The sequence below is a fragment of the Paenibacillus sp. FSL R7-0297 genome (genome assembly GCF_038009025.1).
In the GTDB taxonomy this organism is placed as follows: Bacteria; Bacillota; Bacilli; order Paenibacillales; family Paenibacillaceae; genus Paenibacillus_AQ.
Genome location: NZ_JBBPAQ010000001.1, coordinates 5,745,649 through 5,768,163, shown reverse-complemented (window position 1 = coordinate 5,768,163; position 22,515 = coordinate 5,745,649). Strand labels below are relative to the sequence as shown.

At 54.1% G+C, this 22,515-nt stretch carries 14 protein-coding genes; 12 read left to right on the top strand and 2 right to left on the bottom strand.

Annotation, left to right across the window (positions count from 1 at the left end):
* Positions 1-31 precede the first annotated feature (31 nt).
* The 3 genes from MKZ24_RS25360 to MKZ24_RS25350 all read left to right on the top strand — a co-directional run bounded on the left by MKZ24_RS25360 (position 32) and on the right by MKZ24_RS25350 (position 5,236).
* Positions 32-1,789, top strand: coding sequence for a sensor histidine kinase (locus tag MKZ24_RS25360; protein WP_340787981.1), 1,758 nt, complete (start codon positions 32-34; stop codon positions 1,787-1,789).
* Complete coding sequence (locus MKZ24_RS25355) at positions 1,767-3,401, top strand: response regulator (protein WP_340787978.1); 1,635 nt, start codon at positions 1,767-1,769, stop codon at positions 3,399-3,401. Before MKZ24_RS25360 ends, MKZ24_RS25355 begins: the two co-directional genes overlap by 23 nt.
* 128 nt (positions 3,402-3,529) lie before the next feature.
* On the top strand, positions 3,530-5,236 hold the full coding sequence (locus tag MKZ24_RS25350) for an RICIN domain-containing protein (RefSeq protein ID WP_340787975.1): 1,707 nt from the start codon (positions 3,530-3,532) through the stop codon (positions 5,234-5,236).
* A 261-nt stretch (positions 5,237-5,497) separates the two neighbouring features.
* Here the strand turns inward: MKZ24_RS25350 and MKZ24_RS25345 are convergent, their stop codons facing one another.
* Positions 5,498-6,091: a hypothetical protein gene (locus MKZ24_RS25345; RefSeq protein ID WP_340787973.1), complete on the bottom strand. Its 594-nt coding sequence runs from the start codon at positions 6,089-6,091 to the stop codon at positions 5,498-5,500.
* A gap of 290 nt (positions 6,092-6,381) precedes the next feature.
* Between MKZ24_RS25345 and MKZ24_RS25340 the strand changes: the two genes are divergently transcribed.
* Together MKZ24_RS25340 and MKZ24_RS25335 are read left to right on the top strand one after the other, a co-directional pair.
* A complete protein-coding gene (locus MKZ24_RS25340) occupies positions 6,382-7,560 on the top strand; it encodes a glycoside hydrolase family 27 protein (protein ID WP_340787970.1) in 1,179 nt (392 codons plus the stop codon).
* Positions 7,561-7,572: 12 nt separating this feature from the next.
* Entirely contained in the window at positions 7,573-7,782 is a 210-nt protein-coding gene (locus MKZ24_RS25335; protein WP_197073143.1) for a hypothetical protein, read from the top strand.
* Between the two features lie 862 nt (positions 7,783-8,644).
* Here the strand turns inward: MKZ24_RS25335 and MKZ24_RS25330 are convergent.
* A complete protein-coding gene (locus MKZ24_RS25330) occupies positions 8,645-13,834 on the bottom strand; it encodes an S-layer homology domain-containing protein (RefSeq protein ID WP_340787954.1) in 5,190 nt (1,729 codons plus the stop codon).
* 256 nt (positions 13,835-14,090) lie between these two features.
* Between MKZ24_RS25330 and MKZ24_RS25325 the strand changes: the two genes are divergently transcribed.
* The 7 genes from MKZ24_RS25325 to MKZ24_RS25295 all read left to right on the top strand — a co-directional run bounded on the left by MKZ24_RS25325 (position 14,091) and on the right by MKZ24_RS25295 (position 22,475).
* A complete protein-coding gene (locus MKZ24_RS25325) occupies positions 14,091-14,240 on the top strand; it encodes a hypothetical protein (RefSeq protein ID WP_340787951.1) in 150 nt (49 codons plus the stop codon).
* Between the two features lie 123 nt (positions 14,241-14,363).
* Positions 14,364-16,178, top strand: coding sequence for a sensor histidine kinase (locus tag MKZ24_RS25320; RefSeq protein ID WP_340787948.1), 1,815 nt, complete (start codon positions 14,364-14,366; stop codon positions 16,176-16,178).
* Positions 16,175-17,767: a response regulator gene (locus tag MKZ24_RS25315; protein WP_340787945.1), complete on the top strand. Its 1,593-nt coding sequence runs from the start codon at positions 16,175-16,177 to the stop codon at positions 17,765-17,767. Before MKZ24_RS25320 ends, MKZ24_RS25315 begins: the two co-directional genes overlap by 4 nt.
* Positions 17,768-17,967: 200 nt before the next feature.
* Positions 17,968-19,290 (top strand): ABC transporter substrate-binding protein, encoded by a 1,323-nt coding sequence (locus MKZ24_RS25310; protein ID WP_340787944.1) that lies wholly within the window; start codon positions 17,968-17,970, stop codon positions 19,288-19,290.
* A gap of 63 nt (positions 19,291-19,353) precedes the next feature.
* On the top strand, positions 19,354-20,262 hold the full coding sequence (locus MKZ24_RS25305) for a carbohydrate ABC transporter permease (protein WP_340787941.1): 909 nt from the start codon (positions 19,354-19,356) through the stop codon (positions 20,260-20,262).
* A gap of 12 nt (positions 20,263-20,274) precedes the next feature.
* Entirely contained in the window at positions 20,275-21,105 is an 831-nt protein-coding gene (locus MKZ24_RS25300) for a carbohydrate ABC transporter permease (RefSeq protein ID WP_042235232.1), read from the top strand.
* 68 nt (positions 21,106-21,173) lie between these two features.
* On the top strand, positions 21,174-22,475 hold the full coding sequence (locus MKZ24_RS25295; RefSeq protein WP_340787939.1) for an ABC transporter substrate-binding protein: 1,302 nt from the start codon (positions 21,174-21,176) through the stop codon (positions 22,473-22,475).
* Positions 22,476-22,515: the final 40 nt, after the last annotated feature.

The following is a 22,515-nucleotide window of genomic DNA, read 5'->3' as shown; positions in this document are numbered from 1 at the left end:
TGGCATGAAGAAAGCATCGGAGGCGGTACACTTGCTTAAATTTCCTGCGGTGTCCATGCGCCACACTATTTTTATCCGGATGGTCGTTACTTATCTCGCAATTATTCTGCCGATTCTGCTGCTTGGCCTCTATCTGTACAACTGGAGTTACCGCAACGCAAGCCAGGATCTGTCCAGAGCCACGCTGTCGCAATTGACCTATTACCTGGAGGACCTGAACCGCGAGGTGGAATGGATGGAGATCCAGCAGTATGATCTTGCCCAGGATACCGAATTGAACAAGATTGCCGTAACCTGGAGCTACATGGACGATGTGGAAAAAAGAGAAAGCCTGAACTACGTTACGCAGCGGCTCACCTCCCTGAAGAACAGCAGCGCCTACATCGGCGATGTGTTCGTTCATATCCGTACGATCAACAAAACGTTGTCCGCGATGAACGGCATTGATGAGCTGGACAGCGGCAAGTTCAATTTCTTCCGGTCCGTCGATCTGAGAAAAGAAGGCCGGCTGATCAACTGGAACAACTCCCTGGAGCTGAGCGTGACCCAGTCCAGCGGCAGAATGGGCGAGCCCCCGCTGTTCATCGTGCAGATTGAGCTGGACAATGAGAAGCTGAAGGATTCGCTCCGGGCCATTAACGCCTATGAAGAGAGCGGCTCTCTGCTGGTCTCGAGGCAGACGGATTATGCGCTCGGAACCGAGAACAGCTCTCCGGAGCTGATTGAGAGCTATCACCAGGCCATTGATGAAGGGGACCTGTACAACTGGGAACTGGACGGAACACGGTATCATATCGACAGCTTCACCTCAGACAAGCTGGGGATGGCTGTAGCCACCTATTTGCCGGAGAAGGCGGTCAAGCGCCCGCTGACCAAGTTTGTGGTCTGGGCCTGGCTGTTCGCGGCTGCTTCCTTCCTGGCGGTGCTTATCTATTCCTATGCCACCTATAAGTTCGTACAGAAGCCGCTGCTTGTACTGATCCGCAGCTTCAAGCGGATGGAGAGCGGTTCGCTTGATATTCAGATTGACCATGCCCGCAAGGATGAATTCGGCTATCTGTATCTCCGCTTCAACCAGATGCTCAGCAGGCTGCGGATGCTGATTGATCAGGATTATACCCAGAAGCTGATGATGCAGCGGGCGGAGCTGAAGCAGCTTCAGTCGCAGATCAACCCGCATTTTCTGTACAACAGCTTCTTTATTCTCAGCTCGCTGGCCAAGCAAGGGGACAGTGACCGGATTGAGGACTTTTCGGGGATGCTGGGCGAATATTTCAGATTCATCACCCGTAACGGGGAGGATAATGTCCGGCTCGCGGAGGAGACCAGACATTCCCGGATGTATACGGAGATCCAGAAGATGCGGTTCTCCAGACGCATTCTGGTCCGGTTCGACGAGCTGCCGGAAGCGATGGAGGAGCTTCGGGTTCCGCGCCTGATTCTCCAGCCCATTATCGAGAATGCCTATGAGCATTGTCTGGAGAAGCAGGCGGAGGAGGGGGAACTACGGGTTGCTTTTGAGCAGGGGGAGGAAGAAATCCGGATCATTGTCGAGGACAATGGAAGCGGGCTGACGGATGAAGCGATCGAGGCCTTGGGGCATCGGCTGAATCAGAACGGCGGAACGCATGAAATCACCGGCATGGGCAATATTCACCGGCGCATCCAGCTCATCTACGGGGAAGGCAGCGGCTTGTTCCTGCATAGAAGCACGCTGAACGGCCTCAGGGTCGAGATCCGAATTAGACTGACAGGAGGTGAAGGGCTTGTACAGACTTTTGATCGTTGACGATGAAGAGATTATAACAGACGGCTTATACGAGGCCTTCAATCAGCTTATTCCCGACAAGCTCGATGTCTACAAGGTCTATTCGGCCAAAGCGGCACTGGAGTGGCTCTCCCGCACCCGGATCGATATTGTGCTGACGGATATTCGGATGCCCGGGATGAGCGGACTCGAAATGTCTGAGCAAATCCGTGAATTCTGGCCGCGGTCGAGGATTGTATTCCTGACCGGCTACAGCGAGTTCGATTATGCCTACAGAGCGCTGCAAATTCCCGGTGCCCGTTACCTGCTTAAGACGGAAGGCTTCGACAAGATTATTGAGACGGTGCAGGAGGTGCTGCTGGAGATTGAGCAGGGCAACCAGCTGAGCGAGCTTCTGGAGCAGTCCAGGGAGCAGCGTGATTCGATGGAATTAGCGGCGCAGGGCGATTATCTCCGTCATCTGCTTCAGGATAGCCAAGTCTTGTGTGCGGATGTGCAGACGTTAAGCACGGATTTCCTTAAGCTGGGCATCAGCCTGGAGCCCGGGTCCCCGGTGATGCTGATTCTTGGACGGCTCACGTACCCGGAGGGCACCTCCTACATGGACCGGAGCGAGATTCTGACTTCTTCCCGGCTAATCTGGAATTCACATCTGGCGGAGATGACCCGGCATACCTGGGTACTGGACAGACACGGGGATCTCTTATGGCTGCTCCAGCCCCTGCATCATGCCGAAGCTGTATTTGGCGGGCATTTGTCGCGGTATCTGGAAGGGACGCTGGAGCTGATCCAGGATTCCTTCCGGCAGACGCTTGGCCTGCCTGTTGCTTTTACGGTCAGCGGCTCGGCCTGCGCCTGGACGGAGATCGGGCGTCACTACGAACGGCTCCACCGTCTGCAGCAGGTGAAGATCGGTGACGGCATCTCCATGGTGCAGATTGACCGGAGCGGCCCGCCGGAGCCGGACGGAATCAGGGAGGCGGGGGTCCGGCTCCAGCAGCGGGTGGAGAATCTTGCGGCGCATCTGGATGCCGGCCGGCGGGAGCGGTTCGCAGAGACGCTTGAAGAGATCACGGAAGGCATCCATTCCAGCGTCTCCGTAGAAGAAGCTGCGGAGCTGTATTATACAGCTGCCCTTGTCCTGCTGTCCCATTTGAACCGTTCGGAGTACTATAGCCTTGTCAATGAATATAGCAAGCTGATGCGGCTTGACGAGCATTCGTCCCTGAAGGAGGGCTTCTATTATCTGGAGAAGCTGGCCTCCGATCTCTTTGAGCTTAGAAGCACTGCCGAGAAGGAGCGCTCCTTAGAGGTGATTGAGCGGATCTGCGAGTATATCCACAGCCATCTGGGTGAGGACCTGTCTTTGGTACGGCTGGCCGAGCTTCACTATTTCAACCCGTCGTATCTGTCCCGGTTCTTCAAGCAGGAGCAGGGCATTAATCTGTCGGAGTTCATCGACCATTGCCGGGCGGTGAAGGCGAAGGAGCTGCTGGGGAACGAGGCGCTCAAAATACGTGATGTGGCGCTGTATGTCGGCTATGAGGCTCCTCACTCCTTCACCCGGTTCTTCAAAAAAATGACGGGGATGACTCCCCAGGAATTCAGGGAGTCTATGCATATAAAACTATAATCTGCCAGTCTATTAACTATAATCAGACAGGTTTCCCCCCCATCTCCCTGGAGAGTACAATTCAATTGTATTCGCTTTCATTACTACGGCATAAGCCGATTCCCCAAACAAGAAGGAGATGGGTATCTGTGAGAAAAAGGAAGTTGAACTGGTCCATCAAGCTGCTGGTTATGATGGCGCTGCTGCTGGTTCCTATGCAGTCCGGCGGCGGTACCGCAAGTGCCTGGGAGGGAACTCCCGTGTCCAAGCTCCATGTCAGCGGCAATCAGCTGGTGAACGGCAGCGGGCAGCCTGTACTCCTCAGCGGCTGGCATCAGCCTACCGGAGTCTACTGGACGTATCAGAACAGTAACTATTATCTGAACCGCAACGCAGGGAACCGTCATGCGGCTACCCTGGAGTACCTTAAGGAAATTACGGACACCTTCACCAGCACCTCGGGCAAATACGGCAACAGCCATGGCTGGTATTCGAACCAGGTCCGCTTGTTCATCGACCGGGAGGATATGGGGGATGTGGCTGCAGGAACCTATAACTTCGCGGGTCTTCAGGCGGCCACCCAGAATGTGATTATCCCTTATGTCCAATATGCCAAGACGAAAGGGTTGTATGTCACACTGGGGCTGGATTTCACCCTGCTGGATAACAAGGTGACCACCCAGGCCAATCTGGACAAGTTCAATCAGATCTGGGGTTACCTGGCCTCCCAGCCGGCCCTCAAAAGCGCAGATAATGTGATGTTCGAGCTGGTTAACGAGCCGGTGCTGAGCGATGTGAACGGACAATGGGGCGGAAATCCCTCCCAGCCTAACTTCGAGGCCTTCTGGAATTCACTGAAGAACTTCCAGAACTCCATGATCTCCACGATCCGCAGTAAGGGCGCGGATAATGTGATCTGGGCTGCAGGACTCGGATGGGACCAGCATTACCAGCTGACCGCATCCAATCCGCTTACGGACCCGCTGAACAACTACGGCTATGCCGTACACTGGTATCCGGGCTACGGCGCGTATGACGATTTCAATTCGCTTCAGCAGATCTGGGATAGCAGCATCAAGCCTGCTGCCGATAAGTACCCGATCAATATTACCGAGACCACCTGGTTCAAGAGACAGCCGGGAGACTCCGAATATTGGGATCTGTTCAACGGTACGAACGCAGGCTTCGGCAAGAACACCAAAGCGATCTTCACCGCAGCCGGTAATGTCAGCATTGCCGTCCATATGAACGGCTTCCTGCTGGACCCCGGCCCCAAAAGCTCCTTCGCAGACCCGGACGGCGGACTGATGTATGACGGCAATGCCACCCGGGACGGAATGGCGCGGTTTATCTTCGAATGGTATTATGAGCGGGCGCAGTTCAATCCCTGGAACGGCATATGGAACGGGGTAACCAACAATGCGAAGTATAAGCTGATCAACCGGGCGTCAGGCAAAGCGATTGATGTTCCGAACGGGCAGAATACGAACTCCCTTCAGCTTCAGCAATGGCCGGAGAATACTGCGGCTGCCCAGCAATGGACAGCTACCGATATGGGCACGTACAATAACGTGTACCGGCTGCGCAGTGTGAACTCTTCGGACAACAAAGTGATGGATGTGCGAAACGGAACGAAGAATAACGGCGAAGCCATCCAGCTGATGCAGGATTTGAACAACACTGCCCAGCAGTTCAGACTGATTAAGCTGAGTAACGGGTACTGGAGCATTCTGAACGTGAACAGCAACAGAGCCGTTGAAGTCACAGGAGCCTCCAGTGCGGACGGCGCGAAGCTGCAGCAGAACCTGTACCGCGGCGATCTGCACCAGCAATGGAAGCTGGTTCAGGTGAATTAAAGGGTAAGCGCAAAACACAGAGCTTCCTTCTCCTGCGGGGTCCGGGATCATACCGGACTCCGCAGGGGGACGGGAGTTTTTTTGCGGTGGTGCGGGGGGAAGAGGGCGGGCGTGGGAGCAAATATGTGCGAAAAACCGAATACATTAGACGGGCGCCGAGTGCGAAGGTCAAATGTGTGCGAAAACAAACATGTCTTTCAAGGCACAACTCCAGCATGAAAATGAGCAGCGTGGCTAAAAAACAGAACATCGTCTTTTCATTTATTTAACATATTTTAACGGAAAACCGAACACAATTAGACCGGGTGGGTAGCGTAAGCCGAATGTAATCGAAAAACCGAACACAATTGGACTGGGTGCACCGCGTAGGCCAAATGTAATCGAAAAACCGAACACAATTGGACTGGGTGCACCGCGTAGGCCGAATGTAATCGAAAAACCGAACACAATTGGACTGGGTACGCCGCTTAAGCCGAATGTAATCGAAAAACCGAACACAATTGGACTGGGTAAGCCACGTAAGCCAAATGTAATCGAAAAACCGAACACAATTGGACTGGGTGCACCGCGTAGGCCAAATGTAATCGAAAAACCGAACACAATTGGAAAGGGTGCACCGCGTAGGCCAAATGTAATCGAAAAACCGAACACAATTGGACTGGGTGCACCGCGTAGGCCAAATGTAATCGAAAAACCGAACACAATTGGACTGGGAGCACCGCGTAGGCCGAATGTAATCGAAAAACCGAACACAATTGGACTGGGAGCACCGCGTAGACCGAATGTAATCGAAAAACCGAACACAATTGGACTGTGAGCGCCACGTAGGCCGAATGCAATCGAAAAACCGAACACAATTGGACTGTGAGCGCCACGTAAGCCGAATGTAATCGGAAAACCGAACACAATTGGACGGGAGCGGGGATGCGAGGGCCAAATTTGTACGAAAAACCGAATACATTGAACAGGCGCGGGGTGAGGGCCTGATTCCGCCTTCAAATCAAATTTAGAAAAGCAACATACGTCGATATGAAAGCAACGTGAAGCTATAGATTACAAGGATTATGTGTGTTTAAATACATAAATAATACAGCATTTGCTCTGGTACCTACATTTGGAGTGATGCGAAAGGATGAATACTGATCATGGACAAACAACTGGTGGACAAACAGCAACAGCTCGGCTTGACGCCTCCGATGGGCTGGAACTCATGGAACACCTTCACCTGGGATATTAACGAGCAGTTGATCCGGGAGGCCGCCGATACCCTGGTGGCAGACGGTTATAAGGCTGCGGGATATGATTACATTGTCATTGACGACTGCTGGAGTCTGAAAGAACGGGACAAGGATGGCAAGCTGGTCGCTGATCCGGTCAAATTCCCGAGCGGAATGAAGGCGCTTGCAGATTATATTCACTCCAAGGGACTGAAGTTCGGCATGTACTCTTGTGTAGGCACACATACCTGCGCCGGGTATCCGGGGAGCTTCGAGCATGAATTCCAGGATGCGGAATCCCTGGCTGAATGGGGCGTGGATTTTCTTAAGTATGACTATTGCTTCAAGCCCAGACACATGTCGGGAGAGCTGCTGTACAAGCGGATGAGTCTCGCACTGAAGAACTGCGGCAGAGACATTCTGTTCTCCGCGTGCAACTGGGGCGAGGACAACGTCTATCAGTGGATTCGTGAATCCGGCGCGCATATGTACCGCTCTACCGGAGATATCCAGGACAGCTGGGAATCCATCAAGACCCTGGCTCTGTCGCAGCTGGATAAAGCCGCCTACACCGGGGCCTACTGCCATAATGACCTGGATATGTTGGTAGTCGGCATGTACGGAGGCAGCAACAGCGACTTCATCGGCAGTCAGATCGGCGGCTGCACGGATGTGGAGTACAAGACCCACTTCTCACTATGGAGCCTGCTGGGTTCCCCGCTGATGATCGGCAGCGATATCCGCAAGGCCAACGAGGCCACCAAGAATATTCTGTTGAACCCGGATCTGATTGCCATCAATCAGGATGTGGAGAGCCGCGGGGCTTACCGCATCAAGCCGGAACCCCAGTGGTTCCATGCAGATGATGTGTTCATGCTGGTCAAAGTATTGTCGGACGGAGACCTTGCGATCGGCTTCTTCAACCTGAGCGATGGACAAAGAGAAATGTCGCTGCAATTCTGGGATTTCGGACTCCCGTATGCCTCCGGCAAATCGCTGTCCCTGTATGACTGCTGGGAGCACCAAGAGCTTGGTGTATTCAGAGAACGATATGCTCCGGTCGTCGCAGCCCATGATTGTCTGATTGTGCGGGCCAAATTGGTGTAGGAAGAGAAGTGCGTGAGCGTGAACATGAATAGAACATGCAGACAATGCGGCGTTCCCCTGGTGACGGATGATGTGGCGATCTACCTGAAGCTTGTTACGCGCAACGCGCAAGACTTCCTGTGTATAGACTGTCTTGGCGAACAGCTGAAATGCGGACGCGAGCCGATTGAGCGGCTGATCAAGTATTTCAGGGAATCGGGAAAATGCGTGTTGTTCCGTTAGTTGTACTACTTGCATTACCCCCTATTGGCAGGCGCGGAAGAAAGCAGCGGGCAGAATGCTGCGCCACGTGCTTGCTGGCAGGGGGTTTTTGGGCTACCTGTATAGCGTTGCTTCATCGGTCGTATATGCTTATTGTCTGGTGTGGTCATCTTTTCCAGCCTCATGTTTATATTCCGGGCGATCAATCTCTTCCAGGCGTCTAATCAGCTGCGGAGCCCACTCTCTGAATTCCTATACAAGAACGCGGTGAATCTTGGAGCAGCATTAGTATGGGTGTGGCTGGGACTGGGACTGGTAGCTGGTAGCTATCTGCGGGTGTGACTGGGACTGGTAGCTGGTAGCTATCTGCGGATGTGATGGGGACTGGTAGCTGTAGCTATCTGCGGATGTGATGGGGACTGTGGCAGGAAATAGCAGTTGGATTTTCTCCACTTGCTTAGGGGTGGAGGAGGCCTTGCCGGGAAACGGTTGGAAAAACAGCACTTAATTTGCTGCCAAACGATCAGAGCAGGGGAAATGCATGAAATTAAATGACGTTTATCCAATTAAATTCCTCAGAAGCTCCCAATCATCCCAATTAAGATACGTTTATCCAACTAAAACCCGGGGCTCTTTAGCAAAATAGCAGTAGATGTACGAGAAGCTACAGTAGAACCGAAACAAGAACCTAAACAAGAACCTAAACAAGAACCTAAACAAGACCCGAAACAGCAGAGTAGCGATTCTCCAGGTACCAGGTAACGGGAGAATCGCTGCTCTTTTTGATCTATATGGTGTTGGGCACGGACCTCGTCTGTCTCAACTTGCCGGAATTATAACTGTGGATCAGCCCCGGCAGGCGGGAGCATGATGCCACATGTCTTTAGTTCATTACTTTCGCTTGCACCAGCAAGCGGAGGATGACGGTTGCCGCTTCCGCACGGGTAGCGGATTGCCCCGGTTGGAACAGACCGGCCGGTGTTCCGGTGATCAGGCCAGCCTGAACCGCCTTGTCTATATCCTGCTGCGCCCAGCCCGCAATCTTGTCTGCATCCTTGAAGGCTGCAGGCTGAAGCTCTGAAGCTGGGAGCGGCGAGCCTGCAAGGGCCATCGCCTTAACCAGAATAACGGTCATCTCCTGGCGGGTAATGATATCGTTCGGCCGGAAATTATTGTCCGTTCCGCCCCGCACCAGACCCAGCTCAGCGGCTGTTCCTACGCTTCCGGTGTACCACGCACCGGAGGGGATATCCTTGAACGAAACGTCTGCAGAACCGGAGGAGGAGTAGCCCAGCGCACGTACCATCATCGCTGCGAATTCCGCGCGGGTTGTGGTAGTGTTCGGTGCGAATTGGCTGTCCGTTAAGCCGGTCAGGATGTACTTCGAGGCTAGCTTTTCGACGGATGCCTGTGCCCAGTGTCCCTTGATATCCTCGAATGTCTTGTTGCTTGAAATCACCGCAAATGTGCCGTTACTTGGACTGTAGAAGGTTACACCGGTGCCGTTGAAGACAGCCGGAACGAAGGTGAAGCTTCCGTCCTTCTCGATCCGCACCACAGTAGTATTACGGCTGTCCGCCGGAGCATCGAGCTGCAAGGTGCCACGGGAATAGCTGCCCTTAAACCCCGGGATCACCACCGTACGTCCATTGGCTTCAACCGTTACCGTGTACTCAATGGCAGGGCTGATTAATTTGCCCTTGGCTGCCAGAACAGCCTGAACGATCTCTTGCTGCCGTTGTTCCGGCAAGACCATAATACTGACCTTGAGCTTCCAGTCCTCGGTTCCCAATTGCTGTCCCCAAGCAGCGGTATCAACCGCTTTTACAGGGAAGTGGAAGGTGCCGAGCGGAGAGGAGACGGTGATCTGTTCCGCCGCTTTTACCTTCTGGGCATCCAATGTGGCTATTGCAGTAGTTCCTGTAACCTCTGCTTCGACGGTCACATGGCCGCTGCCGCTTGGTGCTTCCGGCTGAACAGGGGTGACCGAACCAACGGTAGTCCCACCGCCGTTGCCGCTACCGGCGTTCGTACCGCTATTGTTACCGCCGCCGTTGTTGCCGCCGCCAGTTTCACCGCCGCCGTTGTTGCCGCCGCCAGTTTCACCGCCGCCGTGGTTACCGCCGCCAGTATCGCCGCCACCAGTATCGCCGCCGCCAGTATCACCGCCGCCAGTATCGCCGCCGCCAGTATCACCGCCGCCAGTATCACCACCGCCAGTATCGCCGCCACCAGTATCGCCGCCGCCAGTATCACCGCCGCCAGTATCGCCGCCGCCAGTATCACCGCCGCCAGTATCGCCGCCGCCGTCAGTCACAAGCGTATGCCGCGGGTAAATATCGAACCGGTCGAACGCAGGCGCGTATTGGCGCGGGACCGCTGTGTAAGGAGTGAAGCCTTGCGCGCCGGTTCCTCCATAAGGGTTGGAGCCCCCGTCATACGTATTATTATTGGAGAAGCGGATGCTGTTAGTGCCTGCTTTCAGTTCAACATCCAAGGTCTGTGTGGCGAACTGCTGCCATGAGATGGTGTTCTTGAAAAAGACGGTCTGCGGCTCGCCGCCATTGACGCTGACCTGTGTATACCGTTCAACAACGTCGTTGTTGTAGGCATGCGTCCCGGCGCTTTCGCCGTTCGCGTAGGTTACGACGAGCTTATAGGTACCTGCTTTGGACACTGTGATGTCCTTCAGCTCCAGATACCGCTCTGCTCCGTCGTAGGAGGTAATGCCATTCACATATTTGCCGCCTGAGGCGTATTTGGCAAAGGCATCCTCCCGAACCAGCGGCAGCTCGGAGCCGGCCGGAGTACCTACGACCGTTGCCGCCTCTGCCTCAACGGAATATACAGAAGTCTGGCTGACGAAGGCTGCGTTAATATAATCCAGGCTAAGCGCAGCGCTGGAACGCACATCAACCAGGTTAATGCCTGTGCGTAAGAAGGTAGGTACTGTAGCGGTCTGCCATTGTCCGCTGGTATTGGTAACAGGCAGATCTACTAGCGGCTTGCGGTCATGTTGGATTTGCAGGCTGCCCGCACCCGATGCTGAATAGCGGATCTGCAGATCATACATGCCGTCCTCCAGTACACTTACAACAAAACGGGTGTTGGCGTCCTGGCTGCTGCCGTAACCGGTCACATATCCGGCACCCTCGAAGCCTTCCAGGCTGCTCTCTCTCGACAACCCCAGCGCAGGATCATAGTCGGCAAATTCTGCCTGTACACGGTAATTCGCTTGTGCGCCCGGCATACCGCTATAAGTTACTTCCATCGCGTCAAGGGTGGATTCGCCCTGGCCTGCTTCTCCCGTATCCGGGTTGTACTTGCTGATGCCGATGGAATGCGTCCCTTGCGTCAGATCGGCAAAGATCGTATTGCTTCCCAGCAGCTGCATGTTGTAATCTGCACGCAGAACCACCTTCGTTGCCGGGTGATCATCAATTTGGATGAACCATTCGGAATTGATCCGCTGATTCGCATCTCCGGTATTGGATTGATTGCGCAGGGGGGAGGTTGCGCCGCTGCCTCCAATCAGATCCAGCCGGTAGCTCCCATCCGCCGGAACCGTAACATCTGTCCATTTCACCAGGCTTTCCGCAGCCTTGATGCCTTGGACGTACTGGCCGTTCGAGGCAGAGCGTCCGGTGCTCTTGCGCGGATAGTGATCCGTCAGGGTCACATTGGTCCGCACCTCTGCATTCTCAGCCTCGAAGCGCTTATAGAAAGTCTCCTTCGGGGCATGATCGACAGCCGGAGTAATGACTGCATAATACGCCGAGGTGTAATCGTTCAGGTTGACATCCAGTGTGACCGAGCCGTTCTTGACGGAATAATCACGGTCAAGAATCTGGGTAGGCTCAACGAGGAATCCGGTTAAGCCCGTATATCCAGCGTGCCATACGGTGATATGAACGGCTTCTGCGTCTGTGAGGAAGGAGGGGCTGTTCCCATTGCCGGTCACATTGTTGAACACGATCTGGCTATCTCCCTGTGTGCCTCCGAACGCGATACTGGCCTGCTTCTTGTTGTCCTGAATGGAGCTTAGCCCGTACAAGCCGGGGCCGAAGGCGTCATTCTCATGTCTGGCATTGATGACCTCGATCTTGGCCATGTCGCCGCCCATCATGTCGGCATACCATTTGTAGAGCCACCATGCCCCGTTAGGCTCATTCTGCCCGGCGAGCAGGGACCCGTAGGAGTTGGCCGTGTTCCAATACGGCAGCATACTGTTCATTTTCAGCTCATCATAACGTGCAATGTAATGAATAAGCGAGCCGCCTACGGCAATCTCCGAGGTAGCGGCATACTCATTGATGTCCACCTTGATCGGGAAGGGCACCGTCCGGTCCGGATACAGCTCTTTATAGCGCTGCACGGACCTCTCTTCCACCGTCCGGAAGGTGGCCACATTCGAGGGAGCCTGGTTGAAGGCTTTGTCCCACAGCATGTGCCAGCTGATAATGTCCGGCAGACAGTCATTCTCTACGCAGTAGGGAATGAAATCCTCGAATACCTTGGCTCCGTACTGGGTCAAATTCACTCCGGAAATGACGGCGCCGGGGTCAATCTCTTTGATCTTCTTCGTTACTGCCAGCCAGTCGCTGTTGAATACGGCTCTTGAATTCTTGCCCGTCTGGTTGTCTGACAGGAGCTGGGGATAACGGGTATTGTTCTGCTCAGGCTCATTGAACGGGATATAGATGAATCTTGCATCGGGGTCCTTGCCCGGATTCGCCGCCGCCCATTGCTCTTTATAGGCTTTGACTGCCGTTGTAATCGGAATGACGGCTTCCTGAATATATTCGTTAGCCGTTCTGGACGGATAGTACCAATGCTGATAATAATCCTGCATAACGATATTTACAGCTTCCCCGCCGGCCTCGAAGAAATAGTCCGACACCCGGAGCGCGTCTCCGGTCGGATGCTGGATACCGTTCGGCGGCTTCTGGGAGATATGCGAGGGCTTGATCGGAATCAGCGTGTTGATATCCGGCACATTAGGCTCGCTGATCGCATACAGTGCGCCGGAAGAGCCATGGAATACAGGTCCGAGCGAACGGTCTGCCAGATCGACCGAGATTTTGGCCGGCTTGGCTGAAGTGTTCTCTTCATGCTTCGTCTCTGCATAGAGTGCGCTTACCTGATTGGCATTTAACTGGACATTGTAAATCCGCAGATCGTCAAATTTACCCTTGATATCTCCATCCGAGGTGTAAAGCGATCTGCCGAAATCATTGAATGTCAGGGCGTCCAGATAGCCGCGCGAGAAGAAATGCTCCAGAACTGAGGTCATTGTTGCATCCGGAGAGCTTTTGCCCAGATCCAGACCTTTGGTGCCCACGGGAACACCGTCCAGGTATACCTCGTAGGCCCCGCTGCTTGTCATCGTAATGACGACTTGCTGCCATTTGCCTCTAGCGGGATTGCGGTTCCAGACGATATCGCCTTTGTAGCTGGCAATTTCATTCGGATTCGTCCCGGTATATATACGGTTGCTGAACGTACCATCCCCGGCAATGACAATGAATTCTGAATCCTGCCAACCGTTTACTCCGGCGTTTGTCAGCCCCTTCTCGGCAATGGTCGAGGACAGCAGGCGTGAATAGGCGCCTGAGGATGAGTCAATATTTGCCCAGAAGGCGATGGACAGCTCATCCTCGATTCCGCTGTAGAGCTGATCCGGCAGCTTCAGCCAGCCGGTGCCGTTCCCGCCGCCGGGTAAGGAGAGGACCTCTCCGCGCTGGTCGTCGTATACAATCGACGCTACCCCTTTAAGCTCGGCGCGTTCAGCACCTGCAGCAGGATAGACGCTATTCACCACCGAGACACGGTCGACCACCTGTCCGGGGTGGAAGCTCCATTGGTACAGCGGAGCCGCCTCAGCGTTGACTTCCTTCTGTTGCACTTGATCCTGCTGGAACTGTTGCTGCTCCAGCAGTATTTGCTCAGGAGCAGACTCCGGGACCGGCAGCGGATCAGACAACTGATCCGTGGAAGCGCTTGCTAATGTAGATGGCAGAATAGTCAGGAATACCAGCATGGATATCAGTGAACGTTTAAGATGCAGCCTCAATAGAATCTCACCTCTTGTGTTTTTTTGAAATAAAAGAATTTATAGGTTTCACCTGATCACGTATCCTTTTATTTCTCGCTGAAATGGTACCATCCTTCAAAAGGACGGTGTTTCCGTCTCTACTTGGATACCTCTTGTCATTCTGGTGCAGTATTCATCTGTAGTAGTAATCGCACTGTCATTCCGGGCTATTTCCGCATAGGCACCGCAACCTCCCTGTTCATTGCCGTATCTCTTCACCGAGAATGTTAAGTGAATGGACAGCACTATAAAATCAAGCTTTTTTACTGTTTTTGTTCCTTTCTTTACGATCTGGGCAAGGGCGGGAAATCTGCAGCATACGATGCTGCGCGGGCGGATAGCGGAATCCGGCCAGCCGGATGTCCCTTCAGGCCTGCAGAGGTAAAAAAGAGAGAAAAAAGAGTAAAAAAAAGACATGCCAGTCAGGGTAGAAAGAAAGCCCCCGGGAGTCTATCATTAGAGGTATTCTAACCGTTATTCCAACATTTCTGCCACCGGAGGTTATCATTTGAAATATAACTTGGCCCGGACCCGCCGCTTTGTGAGTGTGAAGAACAAAATGATGTTCTTTTTTCTGCTGGCCATTCTTATCCCGGTTGTGATCATGTTTATCAACTCCTACATCTCCTCCCAGCAGATGCTGGAGCGCAAATATACGGATCTGCTGGCCGATATTACGAGGCAGTCGAACATCCGAATTGAAGAGTTCCTGGAGGATACGAAGCAGATTTCCCTCATCTCCAGCTATGGGATCAACAGCTATATCTCCGCCGTCTCGCAGGAGAATTATCCTGTTCAGAATTATTTGCACGACAGCTCCGTTCCCAACGAACTGCAAGCTACGCAGCTGCTGATGAATTACATTACGATGAAGGACCGCGCGATCTCCATCTACGTCTATAATTTGAATCAAGGCAGTGACCTATATATCGCTCCTAACAAGCCCATCGACTATACCTATCATCCCAGGAACGAGGAGTGGTTCAACGATTTCCTGCGATCGGACGATATTACGCGTGATTTGCCGACACGGCTGGATATGCAGACCAAGGGAGACGACAACTGGGCCATTTATAATTTGCGCAAAATATTCGATATGGAGAACGGCAAGCTGCTTGGTCTCATGGTCGTGAGCGTGGATATTGATTTCATCAGCCGTCTGAACAAACGGATGCAGGCCGGGAACCGCTCGGCATTTACCGTCGTGGATAACAGCGACAGCATTATATTCAATAATAATTATGATCTGATCGGTAAGCCGTTCAAATCGCTGTTTCCGCTCCGTGAAGATGCGCTGGCTGCCGATTTGAACCGGCAGATTGTCCGCGTATCGGGCAAGGATTATATTCTGATCCAGTCGCCGTTCGAGGTGCATGATTGGAAGACGTATATGTATATGCCGGTGGAGGAGCTGGCTGTCGAGAGCGATATTCTTAAGCGGAACCTGTGGACGATCGTCGTTGTGCTACTGTTGTTCGCCCTGATAAGTTCTATGTATATGTCGAATCTGATTACCCGGCCGATCAAGCAGCTAATCCGCAATATGACGCTTGTGGAGCAGGGCAAATTCGACAATCTGCCTGTGGTCCGGTCCAATGACGAGATTGGGGTGATGGCCAGCCGCTTCGAGCAAATGTCAGCCGAATTGAAGCAGCTGGTGGAACGGATCTATGTGGAACAGGAGCAGAAGGTTGAAGCGGAGATCCGGGCTTTGCAGGCGCAGATCAGCCCCCATTTCCTCTACAATACCTTGAATTCGGTCAAATGGATTGCCACCATGCAGCAGTCGGACACCATTGTTGAGATGACAGAGGCGCTGATCTCCATGCTCCGCTATACCGCCAAGACGGATAACCGGCTGGTTCCTATCCGTGAAGAGCTTGAACACATTGATCATTATATCGTGATCCAGAAGGTGCGCTATTTCAACCGGATCGAATTCCACAGTGAGATCGAGCCGGCGCTTGCGGAGCAGGAGATTCCCAAGCTCAGTATTCAGCCGCTGGTAGAGAATGCGATCTTTCACGGGATTGCCGACCAGGAGGACGGTCTGGTATCCATCGAAGTCAGGTATGCAGGGAATTCCGAGCTTGCCATTACGGTAAAAGACAACGGCGCGGGGATGAGCCGGGCGGCGGCAGACCAGCTCCAATCCAGGCTTGACGGCGAAGAAGTCAGCGGCGGCATCGGTATTATCAATGTACATCAGCGTATCCGCCGCGGATATGGCGAGCCTTACGGGGTATCGTTTCAGAGCAGTCCGGGGCAAGGCGCAGTATTCGTGATCAGAATTCCTATAAGGAGCAGGAAGGAGGCAGGATGAATATGCTGGGTGTTCTTATCGTGGATGATGAATTGCTGATGCGCATCGGCCTGAAGTCCATCATTCAATGGGAAGAGGAAGGCTTTACGATTCTCGGTGAAGCGGCGAATGGACGGGAGGCGCTGGAGCTGGCCGGGACGCACAAGCCCGACCTGATTATTACAGACATCAAGATGCCTGTGATGGACGGTCTTGAGCTGATTCGGGAGGCCCGGCGGATGGATCTGGGCGGACAGTTCGTGATCCTAAGCTGCCTGGAGGAATTCCATTATGCGCAGGAGGCACTGCGGCTTGGAGCGGCAGATTATCTGATCAAAAGCGACATGAAGCCCTCGCAGCTTCAGCAGGTGCTGGATAGGGTCAGGAAGCGGGCGTCCCGCCACTCCCGTGCAGGCTCGGATGAAATGCCCCCAGGCTCCTACAAGGAGAGTATCGGGTATTTGAAGGAGACGCTTTTCAAGGAGATGATCAGCGGCTTCAAGACCGCCGGAGATGTGCTCGCTAACCGCGAATCCCTGCGTATCCGCCTGACGGATGAGCCTATGGTGCTCATGAAGCTGCGGATTAACCATTTCGAACAGCAGAGACGCAAGTATGTGGAGCAGGATGAGAAGCTGCTGCGCTATTCTGTCGCCAATATTCTCGAAGAGATTCTTCCGCGCAAGCGGGCGAAGGAGATCATTGTGATGAACTCCGCGGAATATGTGCTGCTGCTGGACCTCGGGCCTGAGGGGAGGATTGTCTGCGCGGAGATCGAACGCGCAGCCGCCAAGATTCAGGCGGCCATGAAGGATTTCCTGAAGCTGACGCTGTCCATCGGCGTCAGCGGCCCGGCGCCTGGCTTTGGCGGCCTGAAGCGGGCATATCAGGAGGCAGATATGGCGCTTGACGAGCTGTTCTTCGCGAGCGGGAGCGGCCTGTCCTTCTATGATAAAGCCCGGAGCCGCCAGAGAAGCGGGGATCGTGTGTTCATCGACAGGTCGGCCATGCGAAAGTTCAGGCAGGATACCGAGAGTGGAAGCGAAGGGGCGATTGACTTCCTGAACAGCCTGAAGGATACCATGCTGCTGGAGGGCTGTACGAAGCAGGCGGCGCGTTCGACCTATATCCGGTTGCTTGGGGCGATTCTGTCCTGCTTCCCGGCGCTTCCCGAGCCGAACGAAGCAGGGCTTACGGTGTACGAGAGCATTCTCCATGAAGAGAGCCTGGAGGGGCTGCACCGGACCGTTGCCGGTTATCTGGAGCAGTGCAGGACGCAGATGTCGGAAGGCGAATCCTCCCGGAGTTATGCGGAGCAGGCGAGTGAACTCATCATGCAGCTGTATGCGGAGGATATCTCCCTGCAATCCGTGGCGGACCGGATTAACGTGAACGCCTCCTATCTCAGCCGGGTATTCAAGCAGGAGACGGGAGAGAATTTCGTCAGCTTCCTGACCCGGCTGCGCATGGAGAAGGCGAGGCACATGCTCAAGGACAAGAACGTGAAAGTATATGAGGTAGCAGAGCGTGTAGGGTATCCGAATACTGCATATTTCAGCAAGCTGTTTAAGAAGCTGAGCGGGATGAGTCCCGAGGAATACCGGGGCTAGAACGGCAATTGTCAAAAAAAGAACAGACACTGTAAAAGAAGTGCATCCGCTGCGGATGCGCTTTTTATATGCACCTGACGAATGGTCAAAAAAAGGAAATGTTCCGTAAAAAACAGCCATTTCGATACCGGCCGCCTTCGCCTACTATTGGAGATGCAGCAGATGCAGTACATCCTAAATGGAAGTTGGGGGTCATTCTAGTGAAGAAAAAAAGCTTAGCGACCGCGTTGTCTATCTTACTTACGGCGGTCACCTTGACGGCTTGCGGCAATGGTAATGGCAACGGTAATGGCAACAGCAATACAGCGGCTTCACCATCGGCAGCGGCAACGGATGCCGCAGCACCCACCCAGGCAGCGGGCGGCGAGAAGACCGAGTTGACCTATGCGATCTGGGATTCCAACCAGGAGAAGGGAATCCGGACCATTGCCGATGAATTCGAGAGCCAGAACCCGGACATCAAGGTCAATATTGAGGTGACCGGCTGGTCCGATTATTGGACGATGCTGGAAGCGGGAGCCACCGGCGGCTCGCTGCCGGATGTATTCTGGATGCATTCCAATGAGATCTACCGCTATGCGAACAACGGCATGCTGCTTGATCTGACAGAACGCATCAGTAAGAGCGAAGACGTCAAGCTGGAGAATTACCCGGAAGGCCTGAACCAGATCTATAATCTGGGGGGCAAGCAATATGCGGTTCCGAAGGATTTTGATACTATCGGGCTGTGGTACAACAAGACGCTGTTTGACCAGGCGGGCGTGAAATACCCGGATGAGAGCTGGACATGGGATGATCTTCACAGCGCCGCAAAAGCGCTCACGAAGGACGGGGTGTATGGCTTCCTCGCACCGATGCACAACCAGGAGGGGTATTATAACTTCGTCTATCAGAACGGCGGCACCATTATTACAGCGGACAAGAAGTCTGGCTATGACGATCCCAAGACGATCGAAGCGCTTGATTACTATGTAAGCTTCGTACGTGACGGACTATCCCCAGAGGTGTACGGGGATGCCGAGCGTGCCGATCTGCTGAAGAACGGCAAGGCGGCGATGGGCCTCTTCGGCTCATGGAACCTGAGCGGCTTCACCGAGAACGAGTTCATGGCGAAGAATTTCGATGTCGCCGTGCTGCCCCGCAAGGCTGCGCAGGCCTCCATCTATAACGGCCTCGGCAATGCGGTTGATGCCAAGACGAAGCATCCCGAGGAAGCATGGAAGTTCGTGGAATACTTAAGCTCCAAGACAGGCCAGGAGCGCCAGGCGGAGCTGGGCGTTGCCATCTCGGCGTACACGGGTGCGGCTGACAAGTGGGTTGATTCCAACAAGACCTTCAACATCAAGGCATTCGTTGACATGGTCAGCTATGGGGTAATCCGTCCGTATTCCAATACAACGGCTGTCTGGGAAGACAAGGCGTATGAAGCGCTGAAGCCGGCATTCTCCGGCAAAGTGTCCATAGAGGAAGCCGCCCGTAATGCAGCTAAGGTCATGAATGAGAGTCTGGCGGAAGAGAAGTAAGCATGAGCCATATACCTGCGGCAGCCTGGGGGCTACCGCAGGTTTGATAGGAGAGGGAAGCAGATGAATCATACCGTCAAGAAAATTGGAGCCAAAACCTGGAATGAATGGTCCTGGGGCTGGTTCCTGATCGCACCAACGATGATCGGCCTAATCGTCCTCAACTTCATTCCGATTATACAGACCGCTTACCTTAGCTTCTTCAAGAGCGGGGATTTCGGCAGAGGCAATATCTACATCGGATGGGAGAATTACCGCAAGCTGATTCATGATCCACAGGTATGGCACGCTGTCGGCAATACATTGTTCTACACATTGCTGGTCGTACCTGCCAGTATTGCCATTGCCATGCTGGTAGCCGTCCTGCTGAACGGCAAGCTCGCGGGCCGCTCGCTGTACCGCACGATCTATTTCATTCCGATGGTCGCCGCCCCTGCGGCAGTGACTATGGTATGGCGCTGGATGTACAACCAGCACTACGGCCTCATTAATTACGGGCTATCCAAGCTGGGTCTTCCGGCCGTCAACTGGACGACGGACCCCCGGGTAGCCATGCTGTCCATCGCGGTGATCGGCATCTGGAGTGTCATCGGCTATAATATGGTGCTGCTGCTCGCCGGTCTTCAGGAGATTCCGAAGGACTTCTACGAAGCCTCGGATATCGACGGAGCCAGCCGGGTGCGCCAATTCTTCGTGATTACCCTGCCGCTTGTATCGCCCACCCTGTTCTTTGTGGTGGTGACCACGATTATTCAGGCCATGCAGGTGTTCGATGTCATCTATATGATGATTGATGTGAGCAACCCGGCCTATGACCATACAGTATCGCTTGTGTATCTCTTCTATAATAACTCATTCAAGTACTCAAATAAGGGCTATGGCTCAGCGGTTGTAATGGTGTTGCTCGCGCTGATTATGATCATCACCTTCTTCCAGATGCGGGCGCAAAAAAAATGGGTCAACTACATGTAGGAGGCGGCACTATTGGCCAAACATAAATACTTTAACCGGATCTTAGCTCACCTTGTGCTGCTCCTGGGAGCGGCTGTCATGATTCTTCCGTTCGTCTGGATGGTGCTGACCTCGTTCAAGTCAGTTACGGAGTCCACCTCGATGAATCCTTTTATCTTTTTCCCCAAGACCTGGCGGGCGGAGAACTATCTGGAGGTATGGCGCCAGAATAACTTTCTGGTCCTCTACTGGAACACCTTTGCGATGATGGCGCTTCGGGTGCTGTGTGCCGTAATGTTCAGCGCGATGGCTGCGTATGCTTTTGCCAGGCTGAGGTTCCCGGGGCGCAATTTCTTCTTCAGTCTCGTATTGTTTCAGATGATGGTGCCGACGCAGATCTTCATCATCCCGCAATATTTGATGGTCGATGCACTGGGGATGCGCAATACAATATTTGCCTTGCTGTTCCCGGGTCTGGTCAGTGCCTTCGGCACCTTCCTGTTGAGACAATTCTTCATGGGCCTGCCGAAGGAGCTGGAGGAGGCGGCCAAAATTGACGGCTGCAATATCGGGCAGACGTTTGCCAGAATCATGCTCCCGCTGGTCCGCTCCGGTCTGGTGGCCCTCGGGATATTCACGGCCCTGTTCTCCTTCAAGGACCTGATGTGGCCGATGATCGTCAACACCAGTTCGGATGCGGCGACTCTCTCCTCGGCTCTGGCGAAGATTCAAAGCGCCTTCGCCGTGGACTACCCGGAGCTGATGGCGGCTTCCGTACTGGCGATTTGGCCGATGCTGCTTATCTACATCCTGTTCCAGCGGCAATTCATCGAAGGGATTGCAACTTCGGGGGGCAAGCTCTGATTGTCCGTTGACGGAGGACATCTGGACGCTCAGAATAAGAATGGAGAATAGGGAAGGAGGAGGGCGTCATGATTACGAGGAGAATTGGGATTTGGGGCAGCGCGATGCTGCTGCTGGTCACGATTGCCGGATGTGATGCCCGGAGCCGTACGGACGCCTCCCTTCTGTCCGGCGAAGCACCAGGAGGGCGTGAACCCGTCACGCTGCGTTACTCCAGCTATCTGCTGGATACAGCGCAGGCGGGCAAGGTGTATTTCGATGCGATTGCCGAATTTGAGAAGCTTCATCCCCAGATCCAGATCGAAGCAGACTTTATACAGAATAATAATTATACGGCAGGGATCAAGATCCGGCTGTTGGGCGGTGAGCCGATGGATGTGTTCGATACCTGGTCGCCCAGCCTGTTCGAGGAATTCCGTGCCCTGCGGACTGATATGTATCTGGACCTGACCGGGGCCGAGTTCCTCAAGGAATTCTATCCCAACTCGCTGCTGCCGGTTACGGTCGGCGGCCGCGTGTACGGTGCGCCGGAGGTAATGCACAGTGACGGGCTGCTCTACAACAAAACCTTGTTCGACTCTCTGGGGCTGGAGGTTCCGCGCACCTGGGACGAGTTCCTGGCGCTGTGCGTGAAGCTGAAGGGGGAAGGGCTTATTCCGGTGGCAATGGATGCCGAATGGTCGACGGCCCAGTTCTTCTGGGGGTCGATCATGTCGGATAACGGGGCCGATGCCGCCTGGACGAAGAAGCTGGAGAGCGGGGAGATCCGGACCCATGACCCGGTATTCGTGGATGCGATCCAGAAGCACCGTTACATTATTGACCGGGGGTTCGTGCCGCCGAACTGGAAGAGTCTGAAGCATGAGCAGGCCAAGGATCTGGTCGGCACAGGCCGCGCGGCCATGATTATTACCGGAACCTGGGACATCCCCAGCATCAAGGAGCGCAACCCTGGACAGGATATCCGGTTCATGATGGTGCCGGGCAGCGTGAAGACGGTGCCTAATATCAACGTCGGCACCTACCGGGTGATCAGCTCCCGGACAGAGCATCCGGAGGAGGCCAAGCAGTTCGTGGCATTCATGAACGGCAGAACCACACAGGAGAAGCTCGCCGCAGGCGCGCTGGCTGTGCCTTCCGTCATCTCGGCGCCGACGGACCGGACCGATTCGGTATCCTCCATTGCAGCGGCGGTCACGCGGGAGGACGCCACGCTCTATTGGCCGCACACCGTATCCACAGAATCACTCCAGGTGAAGATTCAGGAGGGCGTGAATCAATATCTGGCCGGGCAGCCCCTGGAGACAGCCCTGGCCGATATCCAGCAAGCGATAGATGAGGCCGCGGCAAGGCGGCGGGAATCAAAGTGATCTGCAGCAGGAGATGGCGGATGCCTCTAGAATATAGTCA